Below are 22,964 nucleotides of genomic sequence, written 5' to 3'. Positions count from 1 at the left end.
TGATTCCAATGGGTTAAATGGCGGAGCAGGAGGGATTCGAACCCTCGATACGCTTTTGACGTATACACACTTTCCAGGCGTGCGCCTTCGACCACTCGGCCACTGCTCCGCATGCCCGATAGGGCAGGAAAGGCGCACTAGCGGCACAGCCGCACTTCCGCAAGGCGGTCGGGCGAGCGCGTTGGCTGCCATGGCAAATCGTGGTATTTGAGTCGTCACGGCCAGCGCTGCGCGGAATGGCATTCCCTTCGAACGCTGCCTCGAAAGCCCCTTTCCGGCCCTTGGGCGAGCGGAAAGGGGTTTTTGCTTGGGGGGTGAGTGTGCCACAACCCCCCCATGAGAACCGCATTCCTCGCCGCTTCGGCCGCTCTCGCCCTTGCCATACCGCTCGCTGCTCAGGAGGCGGCCAAGCCGACCTACCCTGCCCCGTCCGAAATCGTCGCTGCCGCGCCCAAGGCGGACTGGACGGCAATCCCGGCGGAAGACCTCTTGGTGATGACCCTTGCGCCCGATGCCGAGGGCAAGCCGCGGCAGGTGGTGATCCAGCTGATGCCGGCACCCTTCAGCCAAGGCTGGGTCCACAACATCCGCCTGTTCGCGCGCGCCAAGTGGTATGACAACATCTCGGTCAACCGGGTGCAGGACAATTACGTCACCCAGTGGGGCGATCCCAATTACGACAACCCCGAAGCGACGGGGAAGCCCAAGCCGCTGCCCGACAGGCTGAAGGTCGTGCCCGAATCCGACTATCTTACCCGCTACAGCGTGATGTCGAGTATGAACCGGCAAACCCGTCAAATGGTTACTCGGACAGACCCGCCATTGGCTGGCCCGCGGGTCAAAGATGCCTATGGTGACTCCACTTTTTCCAATGGTTGGCCAATCGGCATCTACAAGCCAGCCAATGAGCCGCCTGTGCTGCATCCAACACACTGCTACGGCATGGTCGGCGTAGGACGGAACTATTCGCCGGACACGGGCTCTGGCGCGGAGCTTTATACCGTGATCGGCCACGCGCCGCGCCATCTCGATCGCAATATCGCGCTGGTCGGGCGGGTGATCGAGGGGATGGAGCACCTCTCCTCCCTGCCGCGCGGGAAGGGCGAGTTGGGCTTCTACGCCAAGGATGAAGCCGCCAAGCGCACGCCGATCCTGACGGTGCGGGTGGCGAGCGACCTTGCGCCTTCCGAGCAACCAGCGTTCGAATATCTCTCGACCGAAAGCGAGACCTTCGCGGCCTACGCCGACGCCATCGCCAACCGCCGCGATCCGTTCTTCATCACCCCCGCAGGCGGCGCGGACATCTGCAACATCCGCGTGCCCGTGCGGCGGGTGCAGTGAGCCGCGAGGTCCACTTCACGGCGTCGATCGAGACGGTATTTATCGAAGTGGGCTTCGACCCGGCTTGGTTCGTAACCCTTCCCCCAGCCGCGGCTGCTGAAATCACTGCGATTACGCTAGCCAGCGGGGCTAGGCGCGCATTCGGGGCTGTGAAGGTCGAAGCGCGCATCGGCGGCAGCGAGTGGAAGACGCAGCTGAACGCCGGGGCGGACACGTGGACGCTGCCGATCAAAAAGCCGGTCCGGCTCGCCGAGGGACTGACTTCGGGAGTACCGCTGGCAGTCTCGCTCAAGGTTTTATAGCGCCGGTTCCTACTGCCGCTCCGCCTGCGCCACCGCGTCGCTGGCGCGCAGGGCGGAGATGATACGGTTGAGGTGACCTGCATCCTGCACTTCGACCTCGACGTCGTAGGTGACGAAGGGATGGTCGATATGCGCCTGCATCAGGGTGATGATGTTGGCCTTGTTCTGCGCGAAGATGCCCGCCATTTCCGCGAGCGTGCCGAGCCGGTCGTAGATCGTCACCGACAGCTGCCCCGCCGCGCCGACGGAACGGTTGCCCCAGGCCAGATCGATCCAGTCGCTATCAACCCCGTTCGCCAGCTCCATGCAGTCGATCGCGTGGACCAGCACGGTTTCGCCCTTGCGGCGGATGCCGACGATGCGGTCGCCGGGGACGGGGTGGCAACAGGGCGCGAGTTCGAAGGCGACGCCGGGGGTGAGGCCGCGGATCGAGATCGCGCGTTCGCGGCGTTCCCAGTGCTCGTCTTCCTCGATCCCCGCGGTGCAGCCGGGGACCAGCGCTTCCATCACCTCGCGGTCGGCGATCTTGGCCGCGCCGATGGCGTACATCAGGTCGTCAGGCTCCTCCATGCCGAGCCGTTCGACGGCGGCGCGGATCGCCTTCTTGCCGATGCGGGCAGGCACGCGCGCGGCGATTTCGTCGAACAGCTTGGAGCCGATCGCGGCGACTTCGTCGCGCTCTTTCATCCGTACCGCGCGGCGCACGGCAGCACGCGCCTTGCCGGTAACAACGAAGGACAACCATGACAGCTGCGGGCTCGCGTGGGGGTTCTTGATGATTTCCACCACATCGCCATTCGCCAGCGGGGTGCGCAGCGGCATGTGCCGCCCGTTGATCTTCACGCCTGCGGTCTGAAGCCCCAGATTGGTGTGCACCGCGAAGGCGAAGTCCACCGCCGTCGCGCCCTTGGGCAGCTGGAACAGTGCGCCCTTGGGGGTGAAGGCGAAGATGCGATCCTGATAGATCGCCATGCGGGTGTGTTCGAGCAGCTCTTCGGCATCGTGGCTGGCATCGACGATTTCGATCAGATCGCGCAGCCAGCCCACCGCGCCATCGGGCCGGTCGCCCTGCTTGTAGGCCCAATGCGCCGCGAGGCCGAATTCGTTGGTGCGGTGCATCTCGCGGGTGCGGATCTGCACTTCGACGCGCATCGATTTCTCGTACATCAGCGAGGTGTGCAAGGAGCGGTAGCCGTTCGACTTGGGGGTCGAAATATAGTCCTTGAACCGCCCCGGCAGGAACTGCCAGGTGGTGTGCAGGATACCCAGTGCGCGGTAGCAGTCCTCCTCGGTCTCGGTGATGACGCGGAAGGCCATGATGTCGGTCACCTGCTCGAAGCCGACGTGGCGTTCGGCCATCTTGTGCCAGATCGAATAGGGGTGCTTCTCGCGCCCGTAGACCTCGACCTTGAGGCCCGCCTCGGCAAGGCGCTGCTTGAGGTTGAGCGCGATTGCATCGACCTGCCCGCCATCCTGCGAGCGCAGCTGTTCGAGCCGGGCCGAGATCGTTGCGTAGGCCTCGGGCTCGAGCTCGCGGAAGGCGAGCGCCTGCATCTCGTGCATATATTCGTACATGCCCACCCGCTCGGCGAGCGGGGCGTAGATATCCATCGTCTCGCGGGCGATGCGCAGGCGCTTTTCGGGCTTCTTGATGAAGTGCAGCGTGCGCATGTTGTGCAAGCGGTCGGCCAGCTTGACCAGCAGCACGCGGATGTCTTCCGACATGGCCAGCAGGAATTTGCGCAGGTTCTCCGCCGCACGCTCGTTCTCGGGCATGGCCTCGATCTTGGAGAGCTTAGTCACCCCGTCGACCAGCCGCGCGACCTCGGTGCCGAAATGCGCCTCGATATCCTCGATCGTGGCGAGCGTGTCTTCCACCGTGTCGTGGAGCAGCGCAGTGATGATGGTCGCCTGGTCGAGTTTCAGGTCGGTCATCAACCCGGCGACTTCGACCGGGTGCGAGAAATAGGGGTCGCCGCTCGCGCGCTTCTGGCTGCCGTGCTTCTGCACGGTATAGACATAGGCGCGGTTGAGCATCGCCTCATCGGCGTCAGGGTCGTAATCGAGGACCTTCTCAACGAGTTCGTACTGGCGCAGCATGTCTATGGATATGTGGCCCCCGGCGGCGCACAGCAAGCGCGAAATGGGCTTGTTTGAATTCGTCTGCATCAAGGTGATTGCTGCGCGGCTTCCTGCTAGGACGCTGAACAACCGGCGGAGACATGAAAATGCGTTGTATCGATCCGAAGCTCGCTCTGATGGCCGCCATCCTGCTCATGCCGGTTGCGGCGCTGGCGCACGATGCCCCTCCATCGCCCCCTGCCGAGGCACGCAAGCTGGTGTTCGCCGACGAGTTCAATGCAGGCGCGCTCGATCGCGACCATTGGAACGTCGTCGGCATGGATTTCTGGGTCAACGAAGAACAGCAGGCCTATCTCGACAGCCCTGACACTGTGCAGTTCGCAGACGATATCGCAGGCGCTGATGGCGGCGCGCTCGTGCTGCGACCGGTCTATCGTCCGGGCGTCGACACGCTGAAAAGCCGCAAGGCCGACTTCATCTCGGGCCGGATCAATTCGCTCGGGAAGGCCGAATTCACCTATGGCCGGGTCGAGGCGCGCATCAAGCTGCCCGATGCCGAAGGCGTGTGGCCCGCGTTCTGGATGCTGGGCAATGGCCAGTGGCCCGACACGGGCGAGATCGACATCATGGAATCTGTCGGCGAACCGGACTGGATCGGCGTCGCGCTGCACGGGCCGGGCTATTCGGGCGAAACCCCGATGGTGAACAAGCACTTCTTCGATGGCACCGACGCGACCGCGTGGCACACCTATGCGATCGAATGGACGAAAGATGCCATCCTGTTCGAACTCGACGGGCGGCTGATCTACCGCGCGACCCGGCCGATGGTCGAGTTCTACGGTAAATGGCGCTTCGACACGCCCAAGCACCTGATCCTCAATTTCGCGCTGGGCGGGATCTATCCTTACAAGACCAGCGGCATCGCCAAGCCGTACAAGGGCCTGCCGCGAGCGACGGTGGATCAGATCAAGGCCGGCAAGGTCGCGATGTATGTCGATTGGGTGCGGGTTTACGAGCCGCTCGGCACCAAGTGATCAGCCGCGCCGCGCCTTATGACCACGTCGCGCGCGGCGGCAGGCTCATCAGGATAGCGTCGATATTGCCGCCGGTCTTCAGGCCGAAGATCGTGCCGCGGTCATAGACGAGGTTGAACTCGGCATAGCGGCCCCGGTATTCGAACATCTGCGCTTCGTCCGCTGCATCGAAGGGCGTGTTCATGCGCTTGCGCACGATCGCCGGGAAGGCTGCGAGGAACTGCTTTCCGATATCCTGGATGAAGGCGAAGTTGCGCTCCCACGAAGCGTCATCGGTGCATTCGAGATGGTCGCAGAACAGCCCGCCCACCCCGCGATGGACCTGACGGTGGGGGATGTAGAAATACTCCTCCGCCCACTTGGAATAGCGTTCGTAATAGGTCTCGTTGTGCGGATCGCAGGCCGCGCGCATGGCGGCGTGGAATTCCTGCGTGTCTTCCTCATAGGGCAGCGGCGGATTGAGGTCCGCCCCGCCGCCGAACCACGCCTTGGTGGTGGTGAGGAAGCGGGTGTTCATATGCACCGCGGGCACGTGCGGGTTGCTCATGTGCGCCACCAGAGAAATGCCGGTCGCGATAAAGCCCGGGTTCTCCGCACTTGCGCCATTGATCGATCCGGCGAATTCCTTGGCGAAGCTGCCGCGCACGGTCGAGACGTTGACCCCGACCTTTTCGAACACCTTGCCCTTCATCAGGCCTTGCACCCCGCCGCCGGGATCGGGATTGCCTTCCTCCTCGCGGTTCCACGCGGTGTACTGGAAGGCGGCGTCAGACCCTGCTTCGCGCTCGATCGCCTCGAACTCGGCGCAGATCAGATCGCGCAGATGTTCGAACCACGTGCGCGCCTTCGCCGTGTGCGGTGTCCAGTCAGTCATACATCCCCGTCCGTCATTTCTGCATACCATAGGCGAGCCAGCGCGTCGCACAACCCCCTGCCTTGCCTGTGCTCTCGACCTGCCGGGGCAGTTGCCAAGGCGGATGATTGCAGGCAATGACACGCTATGGTTCCCGCTATGTTCGCCCCTTTTCCGTTCGCCGGACACGAGCTCGCCCTCGGGGCAGGACGCGCGCTCTATTGGCCCGCCGAACGCGCGCTGCTGGTGGCCGACCTGCATCTGGAAAAGGCCAGCTGGTATGCGGCGCGGGGTTCGATGCTGCCGCCCTATGACAGCCGCGACACGCTGGAACGCATCGCCGATGCCGTGCGGCAGACGGGCGCGCGGCGGGTGATCACGCTGGGCGACAATTTCCACGATGATGCCGGCGCCTTGCGATTGGACGCGCATTGCACCGGAATGCTCGAGGCGCTCACCCGCGCGCTCGACTGGGTGTGGATCACCGGCAATCACGACGAACAGCTGCCCAAGGGCTTCGGCGGGACGATTGTGCCCGAACTGGAACTGGGCGGCATGATCCTGCGCCACGAAGCCCGCGCCGGAGAGACCGCGCCCGAACTCTCGGGCCATTATCACCCCAAGCTGCGGGTAAATGTGCGCAACCGCCATATTGCCCGGCCTTGCGCGGTGCTCGGGCGGAGCGCGGGCGGAGCGGAACGCATGATCCTGCCCGCGTTCGGCACGCTCACCGGCGGGATGGACGCAGGCGCACCCGAAATCCTCAGCGCCCTGCAACCTGCCCACCGGATAGAAGCGCTAATGCCCGCCAGGGGCCGCATAGCCCGCTTCCCGCTGTGGCAGGCGGCCGCCTAGCAATCGATATCCATCAGGGCATTGCCAACCGCGACAACCCCTTCGCGGGTCAACTCCACCAGCGTGACGCGCTTGTCTGCCTGCGACGAGGTCCGCTTGATCAGTCCAGCCTCGTCAAGCTTGTCGATCAGCCGCAGAGCGGTGGTATCAGGAATGCCCGAGATGATGCAGAGGCTCTTTGTCGAAACCTTCGCTCCACCCGCGAATTGAACAAAAAGTTCGATCAGCATTTGCCATGCTGGCTCCCCCAGCAGTTCCGGCGGCAGGTATCGCTCACGCCTGCGGCCTAACTCGCGCACGCGTATGGCAGTCCTAGCAAGATGTAACGCGTTTCGTTCGATTTTCCCGGCCTGGGTCTTGCGATGATACATGGCTCGGGCCGAGGTGGGCTCCCACTTTTGATCAATCGAGTCAGCCAGCCTCATCAACTTGCCTGCGAGCGTTCGCATGGCCGAAGGCGACATCCCCCTAGAGACTGCTTCCAACCGGCTGCGCGTTATTCCGTCGGAGTCACTTGCTGGGCGATCGGCAACGCTATGAGAGGGGCCGACGATAAGATGGCTGTCGGAACTATGCGGGATTGAAGGACCATCGAACAAGAGCGGGGACTGTCTAGACAATTCCCTCCACTCGCCGATGTCCGAGATAAGGTCCGCAAATTGGCCGGGATCGGCCGACACCGCCAAGGCAGCCGCCTTCCTGATTGCGCGCACTGCTGCCTCAGGGACCTTTGCCGTTTCGGCGACCATGTCATCGGAAATTGACCCCGCCAAAAGTGCGAAGAGCAGGCGTTTGGATTCTTCTCTTTGATCCTCGAGAGGTGGAGCCTTCATGCCGTATTCAGCCATCAATGAACCCTGTTGATCCGTCTCATTTTGAGACATACTCGCTTGGGTCAGGCCAATATGTTGGCTCCGCTTCGCCAGAAACCTGATAATTTCTGAAGGTCGGCGAGATGGGCCGACTTCTGAGGATTGCTCCATTTTGGGGAGCAAAGATCACGCGATCCGTCGCAAGACTCTCTCTGGCGCTCGCCGCCGTTTCGCTCTAAGGAGCGCCCAGCAGATAGCTACGACAGGAGAACACCCCATATCACGTCCACCCCGGCGCTCATTGGCCCCGCCCATCAAAAGTGGCCCTCGATTTGATAACATGATCAACGTCCCCAAGGTCCGCGTCATTGATGACGAAGGCGAAAACCTTGGCGTGATGTACACCCGCGAAGCGATCGAGCAGGCCAATGAAAAGGGCCTGAACCTGGTCGAAGTGTCCCCCAACGCGGACCCGCCGGTGTGCAAGTTCCTCGATGTCGGCAAGTATCGCTACGAGGCGCAGAAAAAGGCGAACCTCGCGCGCAAGACGCAGAAGACGCAGGACATCAAGGAAGTGAAGATGCGTCCGAACATCGACACGCATGATTATGACGTGAAGATGCGCAACGTGACCAAGTTCATCGAACATGGCGACAAGGTGAAGATCACCCTGCGCTTCCGCGGGCGCGAAATGGCGCACCAGCATCTCGGCATGGACCTCTTGAAGAAGGTTCAGGAAGATGTGGCCGAGGTCGCCAAGGTCGAAGCCTTCCCGCGCCTCGAAGGCCGCCAGATGCTGATGGTGCTCGCGCCCAAGTAAGCGCGCGCCGCAAGGCTCGAACATGCAAGGGGGCGGATCGGTTGGTCCGCCCCTTTTGCGTTGCGGTCTGAGGTGCTTGCCGAACGACGAGCAACGTCGAGGCTCGACCAAGTGCTGACGGAAACCGATTGCCGACAACTCCGTTTGGGCGGTTCATGCTATTGAAAACAGACAATGGCAGGTGGGGCTCAGGCTCGTCTTGCCTGCCCCTAGACTGTTCTTGACCCCCTCCAGCCCCCCGTTTGGGGGATGTTCCACGGGAAACATTGTGCCCATGATGACCCTGCCCCGCGTTCTCGCCCGCCCGGCCCTGCTTGCCGGCGCGATGCTGCTCGGCACCGTCCCTGCCGCCGCCCAGACCTCTGCGGCGACCCCGGATCTGGCGACCTTCGCCCCATCCGGCACGCCCAACAAGGACGGGATCGACTATTCGATCTGGGACGAAGCGATGAAGAGCATCGTCATCTCGATGGGGCCTAGCTTGCGCGAAGGCGCCCCGCGCCCCGATCCCAGCTTCGGCACCCGCCGCCAGTACGGCCATGTCTCGCGCTACCGGCTCGAAGGCACGCGGGTGATGTTCAGCTTCCTCGATGCCGACGTGATCGCGAGCTTCACCGAATACCGCAAGGATCTCGAGGCGACCGCTGACAAGGTGGATATTCAGTCGCTTAGCCGCAACGAACAGCTCGCCTTCTGGATCAACCTGCACAACGTCGCGATGGTTGAGCAGATTGCCAACGCCTGGCCCGTACGCCAGCCGCGCGAGATCATGATCGACGGCGTCCCGCTCGACGATGCGCGCTTCATCACGGTGGAAGGTATCAAGCTGTCCCCGCACGATATCCGCGAGAAGATCGTCTACCGCTATTGGAAGGATCCGGTGGTGATGTATGGCTTCTGGCGCGGCGAGATCGGCGGGCCTTCGCTCCAGCGCGAGGCCTTCAACGCCGATAACGTCGGCCGCCTGCTCGCCCGCGGCGCGGCCGATTTCGTCAACTCGCTGCGCGGCACGCAGGAACTTGGCGGCACGCTGCAGGTGTCCGAGCACTACCGCGAAGCCGCCCCGTTCTTCTTCCCCGCGTTCGAAACCGACGTGCGCGCGCACCTCACCCGCTTTGCCGATGAGGCCACCACCGGCCTGCTGGCCAAGACGACCGGCGTTGATCCGAGCATTTCCGAACACGACATCGCCGACCTCGAAGGCGGCGTGCGTGAGCCGACCTATTCGAACATCACCTCGAACGGGCAGGCGGTAAGCTTCCGCATCCCCCAGAGCATGGCGGCCCTCCTGCGCGAGCGCGAAACCAAGTTCCAGGAAATCATTCGCGAGGGCCGCACCGGCACAGTGACCTTCAGCAACATCGCCCTGCCCGGCGATCCTGCGGACAAGGAAACCGACGAAGTCGAATAAGCATCGGCCCAGCGCGGATCGATTCAGCGGGCTTGCAGGTATCGCCATTGGGCTGATACGCCCCGCCTATGGCTGGGGTCACAGAACAAGGATTGACGGCAAGCCGTATCGGCTTTGTGCTTGGGCCGTTGGCTTTCGCGCTCACGGCTATGATCGATGCTCCGGCCGGAATGCCCTCGGGGGCATGGCTGGTCGCTGGTCTTGTCATGTGGATGGCCGCCTGGTGGATGACCGAGGCGGTTCCGCTGGCCGTAACCGCGCTGCTTCCCTTCATCGTTCTGCCGCTCTCAGGCGTATCCAGTGCCGAGGCAACGGCGGCGACCTATTACTCGCCGATCCTGTTCCTGCTGCTGGGCGGCGCGTTCATCGCGCTGGCGATCGAGCGCACCGGACTACACCGCCGCTTGAGCCTTGCAATTCTGCGGCTGGTCGGGGCGGATGGCGGGCCGACCCGGCTGTTGCTTGCCTTCATGATTTCGGCCGGTCTGCTCTCGATGTTCATCTCGAACACCTCGACCGCGCTGATCATGATGCCGATGGCGCTCGCAGTGCTCGAAGGCGGGGATAGCGACGGGACGGAACAAGGCGCGGTGCGACAGGACGGCATTTTCGGCGCTTTGCCGATGGGCATCGCCTTTGCCGCCAGCATCGGCGGGCTGGGCACCATCGTCGGCTCCCCCACCAACGCGATCGCAGTCGGCCTGCTTGACGAGATCGCGGGCGTGCGGATCACCTTCCTGCAATGGTCGCTCTACGGCGTGCCGTTGGTGCTGCTCAGCGTGCCGCTGGCCGCGTGGATCGTGGCGCGAGTGCAGCAAGTGGAGGCGCATCCGTTCGATCTGGCCGCCGCGCGCGCCGCCATCGCTAGCCAGACCGGTTGGACCACACCGGAAAAGCGCCTTGTGCCGCTTTTCTTCCTGACCTTCATCGCCTGGGTCAGCCAGCCGGTCGTCGCGCCCATGCTGCCCGCCGGATCGTGGACCGACGGTACAATCGCGGTGATTGCCGCGCTGTCGCTGTTCCTGCTGCCCGATGGCACGGGACGCCCGCTGCTGGTGTGGCAGGAGGCCGACCGCGCGCCGTGGAGCGTTATCTTCATGTTCGGCGGCGGGCTGGCGCTGGCGGCGGGGATGCAGGCCTCGGGCCTTGCCGGATGGGTCGGGCAGGCGCTGCTGCCGCTTGAAAGCTGGCCGCTGGTGCTGGTCGCCGTGGCGGTGGTGGCGCTAGTGATCGTGGTGACCGAGTTTGCGAGCAATGTCGCCACCGCGACCGGGATCGTCCCGGTGGTAGCGTCGCTGGTGGTCGCGCTTGGCGCTGATCCGGTCTTGCTCGCCCTGCCAGCGGCCCTCGCGGCAAGCTGGGGCTTTATGCTACCCGCCGGAACCGGGCCAAACGCCATCGCCTGGGCAACGGGACGTATCCGGATCGAGAAGGTCGTTGCTGCGGGCGCACTGCTGGACGTGGCCGGCATCTTACTGATCGTCGGCGTGGTATGGGGGATTGCGGCGCTGACCTAAACGGGCACCGCGCCAACCGAGAGGAAAATGGAATGACCGACAGCCGCAAGCCTGTGTTTCTCGTGATCGGTGCCGGCGCCGGAATCGGCGGGAATGCCGCGATGCGCTTTGCCGCAGGGGGCTATCACGCGGTCATGGCGCGCCGTTCTGACGAGGCTGGCCTTGCGCGCATGGTCGGCCAGATCGAGGCAGCAGGCGGATCGGCCAGCGGCACCTTGCTCAATGCGGCCGAAGACGGCGCGATCGAAGAACTGGTGGAACGCACCGAGCGCGACATCGGCCCAATCCACGCCGCGCTTTACAATCTCGGCGCGCAGATCGGGAACCGCGCGCTTGACCAGACCCCGCACCGGATATTCGAACTCGGCTGGCGTCTCGGCACCTACGGGGTGTTCCGCCTTGCCCACGCGCTGTTCCCGGCGATGGTCGAACGGGCGCGGGACGGTGGCCCGCACGGCACGCTGCTCGTCACCTCGGCGACAGCGGCGGTGCGCGGCAATGCGGGGCAGCACAGCCACGCGGCGGCGATGGGCGGGCGGCGGATGCTGTGCCAGACGCTCAACGCCGAATTCGCGCCCCAAGGGATCCACGTCGCCCACGTGATCGTCGATGGCCCGGTCGATGCGCCCGACACGCTGGGCAAGCTGCTGGGCGAAAAATACGATGCCTTCAAGGCGAACAAGGGCCACGAAGGTATCATCGACCCGGCAGCCCTTGCCGAAACCTACTGGCACCTCGCCCACCAGCCGCGCAATTGCTGGAGCCACGAGATCGACGTGCGTCCGTGGACCGACGTGCCGTGGTGGAACGACAACCCCGATCCGCAGATCAATTCCACGGACAAGGGGTTTGCGGGGCCGCGCTGAACGCGGGTCTTAACCTGAAATTGAGTATCCTGCGCCACGCTCATGCTATTGCGCCATCAGGCCAGATGGTCGTCAGGAGCGGGGTTGCGCCATGTTGCCGGACAGTTTTGCGGACAAGTTCATTTTTGCTTCGGTCATCATGTCGGTGGCCTTGGTCTTCGCCGTGGTCCGAGGCATCTGGGGGCTGGCGAACGCATCGTCGAAAAAGCGCGACCGCGCATCGGACACACGCACTGACGAGGAACTCCCGTTGCCCGAGCCGGATCGCACTAGCGGGTTCGGGCGCCGCCGGACAGCGGGCGGCTTGCTGAGCGAGGCAAGCGCGCCGGAGAGTGCTGCGCCCCAGCCGGCGGCCAACCCGTTGGCCGGCATGGATGCCGCCACGTTTCTCCAGAAGATCATTGAGGACAACGCACCCCCGCCTCCGCATGAAGGTCTGCTCCCGCCCGCAATCGAGGCCGCACGCTGGCGCCCGATCGTGTTCCGCCCGCTGAAGCCCAAGGGGCCGGGTGCGGACGGCCTGTCCTTCTATGGCGGTGAGCCGATTGGCCCCGCCGGTTTCGCATGGCCTCGCTCGCGCGGGACCGAGGGCAAGCCGCTCAGCTTCGTGATGCAGTGGGACTGCGCGCAGCTTGCCGCGCAGGCTGTGACCGGACTGCTTCCGGCCAACGGCGTGCTCTACTGCTTTCTCGATCTCGATTGGGGCGAAAGCGACGAAGGCGGGCAGGGCCATTGCTTCCTGCACCATGCCGGGCCGACCGATTGCTGGGAGCCGATCGCGGTGCCCGCCGATGCCCGTCCGCTGTTCGGCACCAACGGCGCCTACCAGATGAGCGGCTGCTCCAATCTGGTCGACAACGCCGCCGATCACGTGCCGCGCATCCTGCCGCGCCTGCCGTTCGCGCCGGTCGCCTTTGACTATCCCACCGTCGAGCTGGACGAGGAGGAAGGCGAGCGGCTGTTCTGGGGTGACAAGTGGGCGGCCGAGCCGCTGCTCGCAGTGCAGAAGGCGGGCGGCGATGACGGCGGCCCGATCCGCGACATCGACGCGCCGAGGCCCGAATTCGCCCGCCCCTTCCCCGCCTTCCCCCACGATTTCGGCGCGATCCGGGTGCTGGCCGCTGCAATTCTGGACGAGACCCGCAACCCCAGACCGCAAATCACCAAACTCCTCTTGCCCGACCTCTCGGAGGAGGAACGCAGCGCACGCTTCGCCATGTGGCATGACGAAGCGAAAGAGCTGTTCGCGCTCGGTTGCCAGCGGCCGGTCGGCACACCCATCGACCAGCAGATCGCCGATGACGTGTGGCGCTGGGTCGAGGAACGCAAGGCTCTGCTGCGGTTCGGGTTCGACGGGCTGGTCGTGCGCGCGGTCAATCTCAGTCTCGGGGTCGACAGCAAGGCGCTGGATCGGGTTCCGGAGGAATGGATCGACAAGGCGATGCAGGTCCATGCTCTCGCCAGCGAATACATGGCTGACGAAGGCCCCGATCATTCCAAGCCGGGCGGATACGAGGAATGGCGCGCGCGTCAGGACGCAGGCGAGCTGAAGCGGGTCCGCAACGTCCATGCCCCCACCCCCGCGCATATGTTCGGCCCGCCGAGCTATGTGCAGGGCTATGTCGAGGAACTGGTCGACGATCACCTGCTACTGCTCGAACTGACCAATTGTTCAGGACCGGAGCATCACTTCGGCGAAGGCGTGCTGCAATATCTGATCACGCCCGATGATCTTGCCGCGGGCCGGTTCGATATGGTCAAGTCGGTGCTGAGCGGATACTAGCCGAGAGCGATCAGCCCCGCCATTCGCGCCGCTCTTCGGCGGAGCGCAGGACTTCGTAGGCGGTCTGGATCAGCTGGAACTGCTTGGCGGCCTCGGCATCGCCCGGCTTTACGTCCGGGTGCACTTCCTTGGCGCGGGCGCGGTAGGCCTTCTTGACTGTGTTGAAATCGGCATCGGCTTCCAGCCCCAGCACGTCGAGCGCGCGCATCTCGTCGGCCGAGCGCGAGCCATCACCCGATCCAGCCCAGCCGTAGTGCGCCGCTTCCGCATAACCGGCATTCTCGGCACGTTCGGCGCGGGCGCGTTCTTCCTTCTCGGCCTGTTCGAGACCTTCGAAGTAATCCCACCGCGAATTGTATTCAGCGGCGTGCTTCTGGCAGAAATACCACCGGTCGCGGCTGTTGGGTGCCTTGGGCGCGGGGCAATTGCCCGGTTCGTCGCAGCCATGCCGATCGCAGATGCGGACCTGGGTTGCCTCCTGCGAGGAACCATAGGCCCGCCAGCGCGGAAAGCCCCAGTCAAGCGAGCGCTTGGCGCGGCTCACAGCCCAGGTCCCGCGGAATCGGGCAGCATGTCGTTGGTCGATGGCATCAGGCGGTCAATCTAGGCGTAGTGGTGCGACATGGGAAGCGGTGAGAATGCGGGAACCAGTTGCAATGTGAAATGTTGCATTGCGACAACCCGGTTCGGCCCATGCCATGCCGACCCATGAAAGACCCGCGTGATGAGCCAGCAGTTGACCCTTTCCAGCATGTTCTCGGTGCTTGCACTGGCGGGACTGTGCGTGGTCTCCAGCGCACGCGATCTGGCGGGCTACGATGCCCCGTCCGTCGAGGCCTCGCCCTATGCGGTGCAGGCCGAGCTTGCACCCGGCCTGCTCTCCGACTGATCAGTTGATGATGACCGACGCGGCGCGGCGGTTCTGCGCCCACGCGGCTTCATCCGACGCGAGCGCCACCGGGCGCTCCTTGCCGTAGCTCACCACCGCAATGCGGCTTGCCTCGATGCCAAGGCTGACGAGGTAGTTCTTGGCGGCCGTCGCGCGGCGTTCACCCAGTGCGAGGTTGTATTCGCGCGTGCCGCGTTCGTCAGCATGGCCTTCGATGGTGAAGGTCACCTGCGGAAAGCGCGCGAAATACTGCGCCTGCGACTGGAGCGCAGCGGCATCGACCGAATCGATATTGTAGCGATCGGTGTCGAAATAGACCGTGGTCGAGGAACCGACAGCGGCGGCGAAGTGCGCCTGGGTGCCCACAGCCGGGCCGCTCTGGGTCGGCGTCGGGGTCGGGGTGTAGGTCTCGGTCGGCGCGGTTTCCGGCGGCGGGGGCAGCTGCTCGGGGCCTTCTTGGCGCAGGCCGCGAGGGTCGAGGCCGAAGCCAGCAGCAGGATCGTGGCAAGCTTGGTGTTCATGGGGTTTTCCTTTCGGCTTGTCATAGTGGCGGGCGTAAGTGTCAGGGGCGGATCGGACCCCATGCCGGATCGGAGGCATCGACCGGTGTGGGCAGGCGGCGTTCGTTCTGACCGGTCAGATCGACCTGCCAGATGCCCGAACGCCCGGAGTTCTTTTCGGTGCGGAAGAACTGGATGATGCGGCCGTTGGGCGCCCAGGTCGGGGCCTCGTCCTGCCAGCCATTGGTCAGCACGCGCATATTGCCGCCGCCGGTGTTCATCACCGCGACGTTGAAATCGCCGGCGATGCGGGTGAAGGCGATCTGGTCGCCGCGCGGGCTCCATTCGGGCGTGGCGCAACGCCCGCCGAAGAAGCTGATGCGCTTCTGGTTCTTCCCGTCGGCATCCATGATGTAGCACTGCTGGCTGCCCGAACGGTCGCTTTCGAACACGATCTTGCTGCCATCGGGCGAGTATGACCCACCCACGTCGATCCCCGGATTGTCGGTTAGCTTGATGCTCGCGCCGCCCGTGGCGGGCACGCGGTAGATCTCGGTATTGCCGCCCACCGCCATCGAATAGAGGATATACTTGCCATCAGGCGACCAGCGCGGGGCGAGCGTCGGGTTCTTGTTCTCGGTCACCAGCGTCTGCTTGCCGCTGCCGATGTCATAGACATAGATGCGCGGATTGCCGTCGACGTAAGAGAGGTAGAGGATCTTCGAATAGTCGGGCGAATAGCGCGGGGTCAGCGCGGTGGCGCTGCCGAGCGTCAGGAAGCGGTGGTTCGCGCCGTCGCTATCCATCACCGCTAGGCGCTTCACGCGACGATCCTTCGGCCCGGTTTCGGCGATATAGGCGATGCGGCTGTCGAAGAACGGGCTTTCGCCGGTCAGACGCGAGAAGATGAGGTCGGAGCACTTGTGCGCCGCGCGCCGCCAGTCGGCCGGGCCCACCACCCAGCCTTCGCGCACCAGCTCGTTCTGGAGCGCGACGTCGTAAAGGTAGCAGCTAACCACCAGCCGCCCGTCATCACGCGCGCGGACATAGCCGTGCACCAGCATCTCGGCCCCCTGCCCGCTCCACGTGCCGAAGGCAGGGGCGGTGATCTGGCCGAAACCGGGCTGCGGCAGGCTGTCCGGCCCGACCGGCTTGAACAGGCCGTTGTTGCGCAGGTTGGCGGTGATCACCCGCGCCACTTCACGCCCCAGCGCCGCCGTGCCCGCGGCATTGGCCGGCGTCGGACGATCGCGGTCGGTGGCGAAGGCGGGAATGGCGATGCCGATATCCGACCATGCGCTTTCGTCGGTGACTGTGCCGCGCAGCGGGCCGCTATCTTCGCCCTCGACTGCGACGCTTTCCACTGGCTGATCGTCGCCGATCGGCGCACCGAGATCCTGCGCGGCAAGCGGCGCGGCAAACAGCGCGGCGGTGAGAAGGAGGAGGGACTTGATTGTCATGTCAGAGCCTTCGGTTGAATTCCCATTCGAGCGACTTCCACCGGTCGTAAAATTGCTCGGGCAGTTTGAACGGAGCGGCGAGTTGGACCGCACGGATCGCACGTTCGCAGTATATCCCGGCTTGCGGCTGATTGCTGGTGGTAATGCTCGCTTGAACGACCTTGCAGCGTGGACGCCCCTTAATCGAGCCATCGAGATTGAGTTCCCAGTTGACGATCGCTTCTAGTTTCTCGGCGTCGACCCCGGATGGAGCCTGCCCCTGCCAGTGCGGGCGGATCTGGCGGGTGATCGCGGCAAACAGCGCGGCCCGCTCCGCATTGCCGAACTTCGCCGCCGGCGCGCGTGTTTCCTGCGTCGCAGTCGACGAACCACTCCCGGCGAGGAAATCATCCCCGATCCGGCTGCCGCCGCCCTTTTCACTCGCCTTGTTCGGAGTCGGGCTGGGCTGGGCGCGGTCGGGGCGCGAGCGGTCGCGGTTCGGGGCGGGCTGGTTTGCGGCAGTGCGCTGCGGCGGGGTTTTGACCTGCTCGGGCGCGGGCGCGGGCTGTTCGGCCAGAGTCGGCGCAATCGCGGCGCGGCTTTGGGCGACAGGATCGGGCGCGGCGGCCTCCAGCCCGACTTCGGTGGCAAGGCTCACCGTCATCCGCTCGGGAAAGACCGAGACATCCGAGCGCACCGCCTGCATCAGCAGCACCGCCACCAGCGCGCCATGCAGCACGATAGCGACCCCGAGGCCGACTTTCTCCTCTCTGGAAAAGGCGCGCGCTTCCACCATGCCGTCTGGACTATGGGGCCGAAACTGAACCATCGGTGACCAGCGAGATCGAGGTGAAGCCCGCGCGGCCCAGCTCGCCCATCACCCGCATCACCCGGCCATAATCGAGGCTGCGGTCGCCGCGCAGCACGATCAGCGGCGGCTCGCCCCCGCGATTGAGCATGGCCAGCGCATCGGCCAGCCCGCCTTCGCGCACCGGGGTTTCCTCGATATAGATGACACCCGCACGGTCGATCGAGATGGTGACCTGATCGGGCTGCTCTTCGACCGGCGCGGCGCGGCTTTCGGGCAGTTCGATCGGCACGCCGACGGCAGGCAGCGTCACCGTCACCATGAAGATAATCAGCAGCACCAGCATCACGTCGACCAGCGGGGTGACGTTGATCTCCGCCATCGCCGCGCGGCGGCCACGCTTGCCCTTGCGGCGGGAGGAGACACCCATCCCCATTACGCGCGGTCCAACTCGCGGCTGAGGCCGGTGTGGAGCTTGTCGGCAAAGCGCTGGAGCCCCGCTTCGTAACGGTCCACCGCCCCGCCGAAGCGGTTATAGGCGATAACGGCGGGGATTGCGGCGAACAGGCCGATGGCGGTTGCAAACAGCGCTTCGGCAATGCCGGGGGCGACCACGGCGAGCGAGGCGCTCTGCTGCGCGCCGATCTGGAAGAACGAGTTCATGATCCCCCACACCGTGCCGAACAGGCCGACAAACGGCGCGACCGAGCCGACTGTCGCGAGGAAGTTCAGCCGCCCGGCGAGCTCGTCGGCCTCTTCGGCGATCTGGCTGTCCATTGCCGCGCCGATGCGCTGGCGGGTGGCATCGCGGTCCACCGGCTGCTTGGCGGTCGACTTGCGCCATTCGTCGAGCCCCGCCGCCGCGACGCGGGCCGAGGGGATTTCCTTGCGCGCCTGCTTGGTGAGCAAGCCTTCCTGATCGCGCTGGTCCCAGAACTCGGCCTCGTAAGCGCGCGATTTCTTGGAAAGGTCGCCGATCCGCATCGAGAAGCTGACGATGATCATCCACACCCAGATGCTGGCGAGGATCAGGCCGAGCATCACCGCCTGCACGATGATATCGGCCTGGAGGAACAGCTCCACCGGATCGAGCCGGGTGGCGGCAGGGGCGGCAGCGGCGGCGCTGAGCAGGGCGAGCGTCACGGGGTCAGGTGTCCTTGTTCATGAAAGTCTGGAAAGCGGCGCGCCATTCGGCGGGCTGACGGCGCGGGCGGCCATCCAAGGTGATAAAGCCAACCCTGAGGTGGGCTTCGCACAGCATTTCCTCACCGCGGCGCGCAATCTGGTGCATCCGGCACGAGGCCGCGCCGAGTTCGGTGCACCGGGTCTCGATCACCACATCGTCATCAAGCTTGGCCGGACGCAGGTATCGAAGGTTCACCTCGGACAGCGCATAGGCACCCTCGCCCGCCTCGATCGCGGCGCGCTGGTCGATCCCCAGCAGGCGCAGCAGATCGGACCGCGCGCGTTCGAACCAGCGCAGGTAATTGGCGTGGTAAGTGATCCCCGACAGATCGGTGTCCTCGTAATAGACGCGCACGGCATAAAGATGCCGCGCACCATCGAGGATGCCGCCCGGGGGATTGGGAGAGGTCATGTCTTGCCACCTAGCGCAGCGGGGATTCGCTGCAAAGGCAGGTGTTGCGATTTGTCGCTGAACGGCGGTGAAACGAGTCCTGCCCGCGATTAACGCCGCGAGATCATCGGTCCCAGGGGCTGTCCGCCGAAGATATGGACGTGAAGGTGCGGCACTTCCTGCCCGCCATGCTGCCCGATATTGGCGAGCAGGCGATAGCCCGGCTCGACCAGACCCTTCATCCGCGCCACTTCCCCCACCGCGCGCACAAAGCCGCCGATCTCTGCATCGGAAGCCTTGGCCGAGAAATCGTCCCAGCTGACATAGCGCCCCTTGGGCACTACCAGCGTGTGCACTTCGGCCTGCGGGTTGATATCCTCGAAGGCGAAGGCCCAGTCGTCCTCGTAGACCTTCCGCGACGGGATTTCCCCGCGCAGGATCTTCGCGAAGATATTGTTGTCATCATAGGGGAGGGTTGGGTCGATCGGCATCATTCGCTCCGTGCGGCTTTCTCGGCGATGCCCGAAGTGCCCTCGCGCCGGTCAAGCTCGGCAAGCACCTTCTCGAAAGACACGCCCTTTTCAGCGAGCAGCACCATCAGGTGGAAGATCACATCGGCCGCCTCGCCGACGAGTTCCTGTTCGTCCCCAGCAAGCGCGGCGATCACCGCCTCGGTCGCTTCCTCGCCGAGTTTCTGGGCGATCTTCGCCAGCCCCTTGGCATGGAGCTTGGCGACATAGCTTTCCTCCGGCGAAGCGGTGAGGCGCTGGGCGATGGTCGCTTCGAGGCGGGTGAGGGTGTCCATGCGGGCCTTTTCGGTCAAACCCCGCGCGCGGGCAAGCCCGCCGCGCGCAGAGCCGCGTGAGCCTCTGCGATGGTGTGGTGGCCGAAGTGGAAGATGCTGGCGGCAAGCACAGCGCTGGCGTGGCCCTTGGTGACCCCGTCGACCAGATGCTCGAGACTACCCACCCCGCCGCTCGCGATCACCGGCACGCTGACAGAGTCGGCGATCTCGCGGGTGAGATCGAGGTCATAGCCCCGTTGCGTCCCGTCGCCGTCCATCGATGTGACGAGCAATTCGCCCGCCCCCAGATCGGCGACCTTCCGCGCATATTCGACCGCGTCGATGCCCGTCGGCTTGCGGCCGCCGTGAGTGAAGATTTCCCAATTGCCCCGAGGCGTCTGCCGCGCATCGACACTGGCGACGACGCACTGGCTGCCGAAGCGTTCGGCAATCTCGCCCACCAGTTCGGGACGGGCGACGGCCGCGCTGTTCACCGCGACCTTGTCCGCACCCGCCAGCAGCAGCGCGCGCGCGTCCTCGGCAGAGCGCACGCCCCCGCCGACGGTCAGCGGCATGAAACATACCTCCGCCGTGCGCCGCACCATATCGAGCAGCGTCCCGCGCCCTTCGTGGCTAGCGGAAATATCGAGGAAGCACAGCTCGTCCGCGCCCGCCGCATCATAGGCGCGCGCCTGCTCCACCGGATCGCCCGCGTCCTTGAGGTCGACGAAATTGACGCCCTTGACCACACGGCCATCGGCGACGTCGAGACAGGGGATGACGCGGATGCGGACGGTCATTGCGCCCGCGCCCCCATCGCGATCGCCGCTGCCAGATCAAGCCGCCCTTCGTAGAGCGCGCGTCCGGTAATCACCCCTTCGATCCCCTCGTGCGCGTGGAGCGAGAGGATGTGAATGTCGTCCAGCCCCTTCACCCCGCCGCTGGCGATCACTGGAATGTCGACGCGGCGGGCAAGGTCTACCGTCGCTTCGATGTTCACGCCCTTCAGCAAGCCGTCGCGCCCGATATCGGTGAACAGCAGCGAGGCGACGCCTGCATCCTCGAACCGGCGGGCAAGGTCGGTGACAGGGACGTCGGAGACTTCCGCCCAGCCCTCGGTGGCGACCATCCCGTCGCGCGCGTCCACCGCGACGACGATGCCGTTCTCCCACTCGCGGGCCATGTCTTTCACGAATTCGGGGTTCTTGAGCGCCGCCGAGCCCATCACCACCCGCGCCACGCCGAGGTTAAACCAGCCCTCCACGGCCTTGGCATCGCGGATACCGCCGCCAAGCTGCACATAGCCGGGAAAGGCGGCAACAATCGCCTCAACCGCCGCGCGGTTGCGGCTTTCGCCCGCGAAGCTGCCGTCGAGATCGACCACGTGGAGGTGCTCCGCGCCAGCCTCGGCAAAGATCATCGCCTGCGCGGCGGGATCATCGCCGTAGATCGTGGCGCGGTCCATATCGCCTTCGGCAAGGCGCACGACCTGGCCGCCCTTGAGGTCGATGGCGGGGAAGATGATCACGCCTTTGTCTCCTGTGCGCTCCTGCGAAAGCAGGAGCCCAGCGTCTGCTGGAACTGCGCTCTGATGGCTTCCTGCTTACGCAGGAACGCACAACTCCCGATTACGGATACCATGCGAGAAACCTTTCGAGTGTCGCCAGCCCATAGGCCTGGCTCTTCTCCGGGTGAAACTGCACGCCGATGATGTTGTCGCGCGCAACGGCGGCGACCAGGCCCTCGCCGTGGTCGGTCATGGCGGCGACATGGTGCGGATCGGTGGCGGCGAAGTGATAGGAGTGGAGGAAATAGGCCTCGCCCTCCTCGATCACGGCAAGATCTCTGGCATGGGGCAGGATCGCGACATCGTTCCAGCCCATGTGCGGCACCTTGATGCTCGCGTCGGATGGCTGGATCAGCCGCACCTCGCCCGGCACCCAGCCAAGCCCGGGGGTTTCGCCATGTTCAAGCCCGCGGTCCGCGAGGAGCTGCATCCCCACGCAGATACCGAGGAACGGCGCGCCGCCGATATGGACGCGCTCCTTCATCGCCTCGATCATGCCGGGGATGGCACCCAGCCCCTCGGCGCAGGCCTTGAAGCTGCCGACACCGGGCAGCACGATCCTGTCCGCCGCGCGCACGACGTAAGGATCGGCGGTAACGGTGACTTCGGCCCCCGCCGCCTTCAGTGCATTGTGAACCGAGTGGAGGTTGCCCGCGCCGTAGTCCACGAGCGCGATCACCTCAGGCATTGAACGCCTCTAGCCCCGGGAACGCCATGCGCGGGGTCCACTGGATGATGGCGAGATCGGCCAACCCCTCGGTGATGAAGGGATCACTCGACAGCAGCGATTCGGCCTCGGCGCGGCTTGCCGCCTTCACGAAGATCAGCCCGCCGTCACGCGGCTCGCGCGGCCCCCAGGCGAGGAAGTGCCCGGCCTCGTGCCCTGCCTTCAGCCATGCAAGGTGGTCCGCAAGCACCGCGTCGATCCGCTCGATCGCCGCGACATAGGTCAGCGAAGCGATGAAGATTCTAGCCACCCAGCTGCCCTTTGGTGCTCGGGATCGCGCCGCCTTTGCGCGGATCACGTTCCACCGCTTGCCGCATCGCGCGGGCGAAGCCCTTGTAGAGGCTCTCGCAGATGTGGTGGTTATTGCTGCCGTAGAGCAGTTCCATGTGGAGCGTGATGCCGGCGGCTTGCGAAACCGAGTGGAACCAGTGCTCGATCAGCTCGGTATCCCATTCGCCCAGCCGTTCCTGCGTGAACTTGGCCTTCCAAACGAGGAAGGGGCGCCCGGAAATGTCGAGCGCTACGCGGCTCAGCGTCTCGTCCATCGGCGAGTACGCCGCGCCGTAGCGCCCGATCCCAGCCTTGTCGCCGAGCGCCTGCGTGATCGCCTGCCCCAGCGCGATCGCCGAATCCTCGGTGGTGTGGTGCTGGTCGACATGGAGGTCGCCCTCCACCTTCATCGTCACGTCGATCAGCGAGTGACGGCTGAACTGTTCGACCATGTGATCGAGAAACCCGATGCCCGTGCTGACATCATAGGCGCCCGTCCCGTCAAGATTGACGGCGATGGCGATCTTGGTCTCGGTCGTATTGCGCTCAACCGAGCCGGTGCGCGGAGGGGTTTGGGCGGGGGTGCTGGCCATAGGCCCTGCGCTATAGCCCTCTCGGCGGCGGTGACAAGCGCCCCCGCTGCATCGCCGCGCTATCCCCTGCCAAAGCCGCGAGGTGGAGCGGTAAAGGCTTGACCAAGCCCGCGCGCCCCGTCACCATTTTGCATG

The 22,964-nt window shown here is 64.9% G+C and carries 27 protein-coding genes and 1 tRNA gene; 10 read left to right on the top strand and 18 right to left on the bottom strand.

Translation table 11 applies throughout. From position 1 onward, the window contains the following. Positions 1-18 precede the first annotated feature (18 nt). Positions 19-109: transfer RNA gene (locus tag BG023_RS04890), tRNA-Ser, on the bottom strand. Positions 110-336: 227 nt separating this feature from the next. Between BG023_RS04890 and BG023_RS04885 the strand changes: the two genes are divergently transcribed. Both BG023_RS04885 and BG023_RS04880 read left to right on the top strand, forming a co-directional pair. After that, positions 337-1,341: a peptidylprolyl isomerase gene (locus BG023_RS04885; RefSeq protein WP_069309460.1), complete on the top strand. Its 1,005-nt coding sequence runs from the start codon at positions 337-339 to the stop codon at positions 1,339-1,341. After that, positions 1,338-1,643, top strand: coding sequence for a DUF1905 domain-containing protein (locus BG023_RS04880; protein ID WP_199797154.1), 306 nt, complete (start codon positions 1,338-1,340; stop codon positions 1,641-1,643). Before BG023_RS04885 ends, BG023_RS04880 begins: the two co-directional genes overlap by 4 nt. Positions 1,644-1,652: 9 nt before the next feature. On the opposite strand, the gene BG023_RS04875 is transcribed toward BG023_RS04880, so the two are convergent. Then, a complete protein-coding gene (locus BG023_RS04875; protein ID WP_069309459.1) occupies positions 1,653-3,743 on the bottom strand; it encodes a RelA/SpoT family protein in 2,091 nt (696 codons plus the stop codon). 122 nt (positions 3,744-3,865) lie between these two features. Between BG023_RS04875 and BG023_RS04870 the strand changes: the two genes are divergently transcribed. After that, positions 3,866-4,759 carry a glycoside hydrolase family 16 protein gene (locus BG023_RS04870; RefSeq protein WP_069309458.1) on the top strand — a complete coding sequence of 298 codons (894 nt, stop codon included), beginning with the start codon at positions 3,866-3,868 and terminating at the stop codon, positions 4,757-4,759. A 16-nt stretch (positions 4,760-4,775) separates the two neighbouring features. Here the strand turns inward: BG023_RS04870 and hemF are convergent, their stop codons facing one another. Continuing rightward, complete coding sequence (gene hemF / locus BG023_RS04865) at positions 4,776-5,633, bottom strand: oxygen-dependent coproporphyrinogen oxidase (protein ID WP_069309457.1); 858 nt, start codon at positions 5,631-5,633, stop codon at positions 4,776-4,778. Positions 5,634-5,771: 138 nt separating this feature from the next. Between hemF and pdeM the strand changes: the two genes are divergently transcribed. Continuing rightward, complete coding sequence (gene pdeM / locus BG023_RS04860; protein WP_150122788.1) at positions 5,772-6,467, top strand: ligase-associated DNA damage response endonuclease PdeM; 696 nt, start codon at positions 5,772-5,774, stop codon at positions 6,465-6,467. Here pdeM and BG023_RS04855 read toward each other — a convergent pair. After that, the gene (locus tag BG023_RS04855) at positions 6,464-7,315 is read right to left on the bottom strand and encodes a MarR family transcriptional regulator (RefSeq protein WP_190315814.1); all 852 of its coding nucleotides are present in this window, start codon (positions 7,313-7,315) and stop codon (positions 6,464-6,466) included. The two genes, pdeM and BG023_RS04855, sit on opposite strands and share 4 nt — an antisense overlap. 304 nt (positions 7,316-7,619) lie before the next feature. Here BG023_RS04855 and infC point away from each other — a divergent pair, with 304 nt between their 5' ends. The 5 genes from infC (at position 7,620) to BG023_RS04830 (ending at position 13,676) form a co-directional block, all read left to right on the top strand. Further along, positions 7,620-8,099, top strand: a complete 480-nt coding sequence (gene infC / locus BG023_RS04850) for a translation initiation factor IF-3 (RefSeq protein WP_017664928.1) — start codon at positions 7,620-7,622, stop codon at positions 8,097-8,099. Between the two features lie 274 nt (positions 8,100-8,373). Beyond that, positions 8,374-9,510, top strand: coding sequence for a DUF547 domain-containing protein (locus BG023_RS04845; RefSeq protein ID WP_069309454.1), 1,137 nt, complete (start codon positions 8,374-8,376; stop codon positions 9,508-9,510). Between the two features lie 68 nt (positions 9,511-9,578). Then, positions 9,579-11,027 carry an SLC13 family permease gene (locus BG023_RS04840; RefSeq protein ID WP_069309453.1) on the top strand — a complete coding sequence of 483 codons (1,449 nt, stop codon included), beginning with the start codon at positions 9,579-9,581 and terminating at the stop codon, positions 11,025-11,027. A 32-nt stretch (positions 11,028-11,059) separates the two neighbouring features. Next, positions 11,060-11,893: an SDR family NAD(P)-dependent oxidoreductase gene (locus BG023_RS04835; protein WP_069309452.1), complete on the top strand. Its 834-nt coding sequence runs from the start codon at positions 11,060-11,062 to the stop codon at positions 11,891-11,893. A gap of 145 nt (positions 11,894-12,038) precedes the next feature. Next, positions 12,039-13,676 (top strand): DUF1963 domain-containing protein, encoded by a 1,638-nt coding sequence (locus BG023_RS04830; protein WP_190315813.1) that lies wholly within the window; start codon positions 12,039-12,041, stop codon positions 13,674-13,676. 10 nt (positions 13,677-13,686) lie between these two features. Here the strand turns inward: BG023_RS04830 and BG023_RS04825 are convergent, their stop codons facing one another. After that, positions 13,687-14,220 (bottom strand): J domain-containing protein, encoded by a 534-nt coding sequence (locus BG023_RS04825; RefSeq protein ID WP_069309450.1) that lies wholly within the window; start codon positions 14,218-14,220, stop codon positions 13,687-13,689. A 180-nt stretch (positions 14,221-14,400) separates the two neighbouring features. On the opposite strand from BG023_RS04825, the gene BG023_RS14855 reads away from it, so the two are divergent. Continuing rightward, on the top strand, positions 14,401-14,565 hold the full coding sequence (locus BG023_RS14855; protein WP_190315812.1) for a hypothetical protein: 165 nt from the start codon (positions 14,401-14,403) through the stop codon (positions 14,563-14,565). On the opposite strand, the gene pal is transcribed toward BG023_RS14855, so the two are convergent. The 13 genes from pal to hisB form a co-directional block, all read right to left on the bottom strand. Beyond that, positions 14,566-15,165, bottom strand: a complete 600-nt coding sequence (gene pal, locus BG023_RS04820) for a peptidoglycan-associated lipoprotein (RefSeq protein ID WP_442956778.1) — start codon at positions 15,163-15,165, stop codon at positions 14,566-14,568. Further along, complete coding sequence (tolB, locus tag BG023_RS04815) at positions 15,128-16,525, bottom strand: Tol-Pal system beta propeller repeat protein TolB (protein ID WP_069309449.1); 1,398 nt, start codon at positions 16,523-16,525, stop codon at positions 15,128-15,130. Before tolB ends, pal begins: the two co-directional genes overlap by 38 nt. 1 nt (position 16,526) lies before the next feature. After that, entirely contained in the window at positions 16,527-17,300 is a 774-nt protein-coding gene (locus tag BG023_RS04810) for a hypothetical protein (RefSeq protein ID WP_083234538.1), read from the bottom strand. 10 nt (positions 17,301-17,310) lie between these two features. Further along, positions 17,311-17,748, bottom strand: coding sequence for an ExbD/TolR family protein (locus BG023_RS04805; protein WP_069309448.1), 438 nt, complete (start codon positions 17,746-17,748; stop codon positions 17,311-17,313). Continuing rightward, positions 17,748-18,455: a protein TolQ gene (tolQ, locus tag BG023_RS04800; protein WP_069309447.1), complete on the bottom strand. Its 708-nt coding sequence runs from the start codon at positions 18,453-18,455 to the stop codon at positions 17,748-17,750. The genes BG023_RS04805 and tolQ overlap by 1 nt, the downstream gene beginning before the upstream one ends. A 4-nt stretch (positions 18,456-18,459) precedes the next feature. After that, positions 18,460-18,909 carry a YbgC/FadM family acyl-CoA thioesterase gene (locus BG023_RS04795; protein ID WP_069309446.1) on the bottom strand — a complete coding sequence of 150 codons (450 nt, stop codon included), beginning with the start codon at positions 18,907-18,909 and terminating at the stop codon, positions 18,460-18,462. An 89-nt stretch (positions 18,910-18,998) separates the two neighbouring features. Then, on the bottom strand, positions 18,999-19,379 hold the full coding sequence (locus BG023_RS04790) for a histidine triad nucleotide-binding protein (RefSeq protein WP_069311135.1): 381 nt from the start codon (positions 19,377-19,379) through the stop codon (positions 18,999-19,001). After that, entirely contained in the window at positions 19,379-19,693 is a 315-nt protein-coding gene (locus BG023_RS04785) for a phosphoribosyl-ATP diphosphatase (protein ID WP_069309445.1), read from the bottom strand. The genes BG023_RS04790 and BG023_RS04785 overlap by 1 nt, the downstream gene beginning before the upstream one ends. A 14-nt stretch (positions 19,694-19,707) precedes the next feature. After that, the gene (hisF, locus tag BG023_RS04780) at positions 19,708-20,472 is read right to left on the bottom strand and encodes an imidazole glycerol phosphate synthase subunit HisF (protein WP_069309444.1); all 765 of its coding nucleotides are present in this window, start codon (positions 20,470-20,472) and stop codon (positions 19,708-19,710) included. Next, positions 20,469-21,200, bottom strand: a complete 732-nt coding sequence (hisA, locus tag BG023_RS04775; RefSeq protein ID WP_069309443.1) for a 1-(5-phosphoribosyl)-5-[(5-phosphoribosylamino)methylideneamino]imidazole-4-carboxamide isomerase — start codon at positions 21,198-21,200, stop codon at positions 20,469-20,471. The genes hisF and hisA overlap by 4 nt, the downstream gene beginning before the upstream one ends. 100 nt (positions 21,201-21,300) lie before the next feature. After that, a complete protein-coding gene (gene hisH, locus BG023_RS04770) occupies positions 21,301-21,927 on the bottom strand; it encodes an imidazole glycerol phosphate synthase subunit HisH (RefSeq protein ID WP_069309442.1) in 627 nt (208 codons plus the stop codon). Continuing rightward, a complete protein-coding gene (locus tag BG023_RS04765) occupies positions 21,920-22,216 on the bottom strand; it encodes a YciI family protein (protein ID WP_233993078.1) in 297 nt (98 codons plus the stop codon). Before BG023_RS04765 ends, hisH begins: the two co-directional genes overlap by 8 nt. Then, positions 22,209-22,829, bottom strand: a complete 621-nt coding sequence (gene hisB / locus BG023_RS04760; RefSeq protein WP_069309441.1) for an imidazoleglycerol-phosphate dehydratase HisB — start codon at positions 22,827-22,829, stop codon at positions 22,209-22,211. Before hisB ends, BG023_RS04765 begins: the two co-directional genes overlap by 8 nt. Positions 22,830-22,964: the final 135 nt, after the last annotated feature.

Source organism: Porphyrobacter sp. LM 6 (assembly GCF_001720465.1).
Classification (GTDB): domain Bacteria; phylum Pseudomonadota; class Alphaproteobacteria; order Sphingomonadales; family Sphingomonadaceae; genus Erythrobacter.
Note: the sequence above shows the minus strand (reverse complement) of the source record. Positions and strands in the feature narration are given on the sequence as shown.

What these genes read in the sequence shown, in the direction of transcription:
- BG023_RS04885 (WP_069309460.1), top strand. Translation starts at nt 337, where the DNA reads ATGAGAACCGCATTCCTCGCCGCTTCGGCCGCTCTCGCCCTTGCCATA.
- BG023_RS04875 (WP_069309459.1), bottom strand. Translation starts at nt 3,743, where the DNA reads ATGCTGCGCCAGTACGAACTCGTTGAGAAGGTCCTCGATTACGACCCT.
- BG023_RS04870 (WP_069309458.1), top strand. Translation starts at nt 3,866, where the DNA reads ATGAAAATGCGTTGTATCGATCCGAAGCTCGCTCTGATGGCCGCCATC.
- hemF (WP_069309457.1), bottom strand. Translation starts at nt 5,633, where the DNA reads ATGACTGACTGGACACCGCACACGGCGAAGGCGCGCACGTGGTTCGAA.
- pdeM (WP_150122788.1), top strand. Translation starts at nt 5,772, where the DNA reads ATGTTCGCCCCTTTTCCGTTCGCCGGACACGAGCTCGCCCTCGGGGCA.
- BG023_RS04855 (WP_190315814.1), bottom strand. Translation starts at nt 7,315, where the DNA reads ATGGCTGAATACGGCATGAAGGCTCCACCTCTCGAGGATCAAAGAGAA.
- infC (WP_017664928.1), top strand. Translation starts at nt 7,620, where the DNA reads ATGATCAACGTCCCCAAGGTCCGCGTCATTGATGACGAAGGCGAAAAC.
- BG023_RS04845 (WP_069309454.1), top strand. Translation starts at nt 8,374, where the DNA reads ATGATGACCCTGCCCCGCGTTCTCGCCCGCCCGGCCCTGCTTGCCGGC.
- BG023_RS04840 (WP_069309453.1), top strand. Translation starts at nt 9,579, where the DNA reads ATGGCTGGGGTCACAGAACAAGGATTGACGGCAAGCCGTATCGGCTTT.
- BG023_RS04835 (WP_069309452.1), top strand. Translation starts at nt 11,060, where the DNA reads ATGACCGACAGCCGCAAGCCTGTGTTTCTCGTGATCGGTGCCGGCGCC.
- BG023_RS14855 (WP_190315812.1), top strand. Translation starts at nt 14,401, where the DNA reads ATGAGCCAGCAGTTGACCCTTTCCAGCATGTTCTCGGTGCTTGCACTG.
- pal (WP_442956778.1), bottom strand. Translation starts at nt 15,165, where the DNA reads ATGCCTCCGATCCGGCATGGGGTCCGATCCGCCCCTGACACTTACGCC.
- tolB (WP_069309449.1), bottom strand. Translation starts at nt 16,525, where the DNA reads ATGACAATCAAGTCCCTCCTCCTTCTCACCGCCGCGCTGTTTGCCGCG.
- BG023_RS04810 (WP_083234538.1), bottom strand. Translation starts at nt 17,300, where the DNA reads ATGGTGGAAGCGCGCGCCTTTTCCAGAGAGGAGAAAGTCGGCCTCGGG.
- BG023_RS04805 (WP_069309448.1), bottom strand. Translation starts at nt 17,748, where the DNA reads ATGGGGATGGGTGTCTCCTCCCGCCGCAAGGGCAAGCGTGGCCGCCGC.
- BG023_RS04795 (WP_069309446.1), bottom strand. Translation starts at nt 18,909, where the DNA reads ATGACCTCTCCCAATCCCCCGGGCGGCATCCTCGATGGTGCGCGGCAT.
- BG023_RS04790 (WP_069311135.1), bottom strand. Translation starts at nt 19,379, where the DNA reads ATGCCGATCGACCCAACCCTCCCCTATGATGACAACAATATCTTCGCG.
- BG023_RS04785 (WP_069309445.1), bottom strand. Translation starts at nt 19,693, where the DNA reads ATGGACACCCTCACCCGCCTCGAAGCGACCATCGCCCAGCGCCTCACC.
- hisF (WP_069309444.1), bottom strand. Translation starts at nt 20,472, where the DNA reads ATGACCGTCCGCATCCGCGTCATCCCCTGTCTCGACGTCGCCGATGGC.
- hisH (WP_069309442.1), bottom strand. Translation starts at nt 21,927, where the DNA reads ATGCCTGAGGTGATCGCGCTCGTGGACTACGGCGCGGGCAACCTCCAC.
- hisB (WP_069309441.1), bottom strand. Translation starts at nt 22,829, where the DNA reads ATGGCCAGCACCCCCGCCCAAACCCCTCCGCGCACCGGCTCGGTTGAG.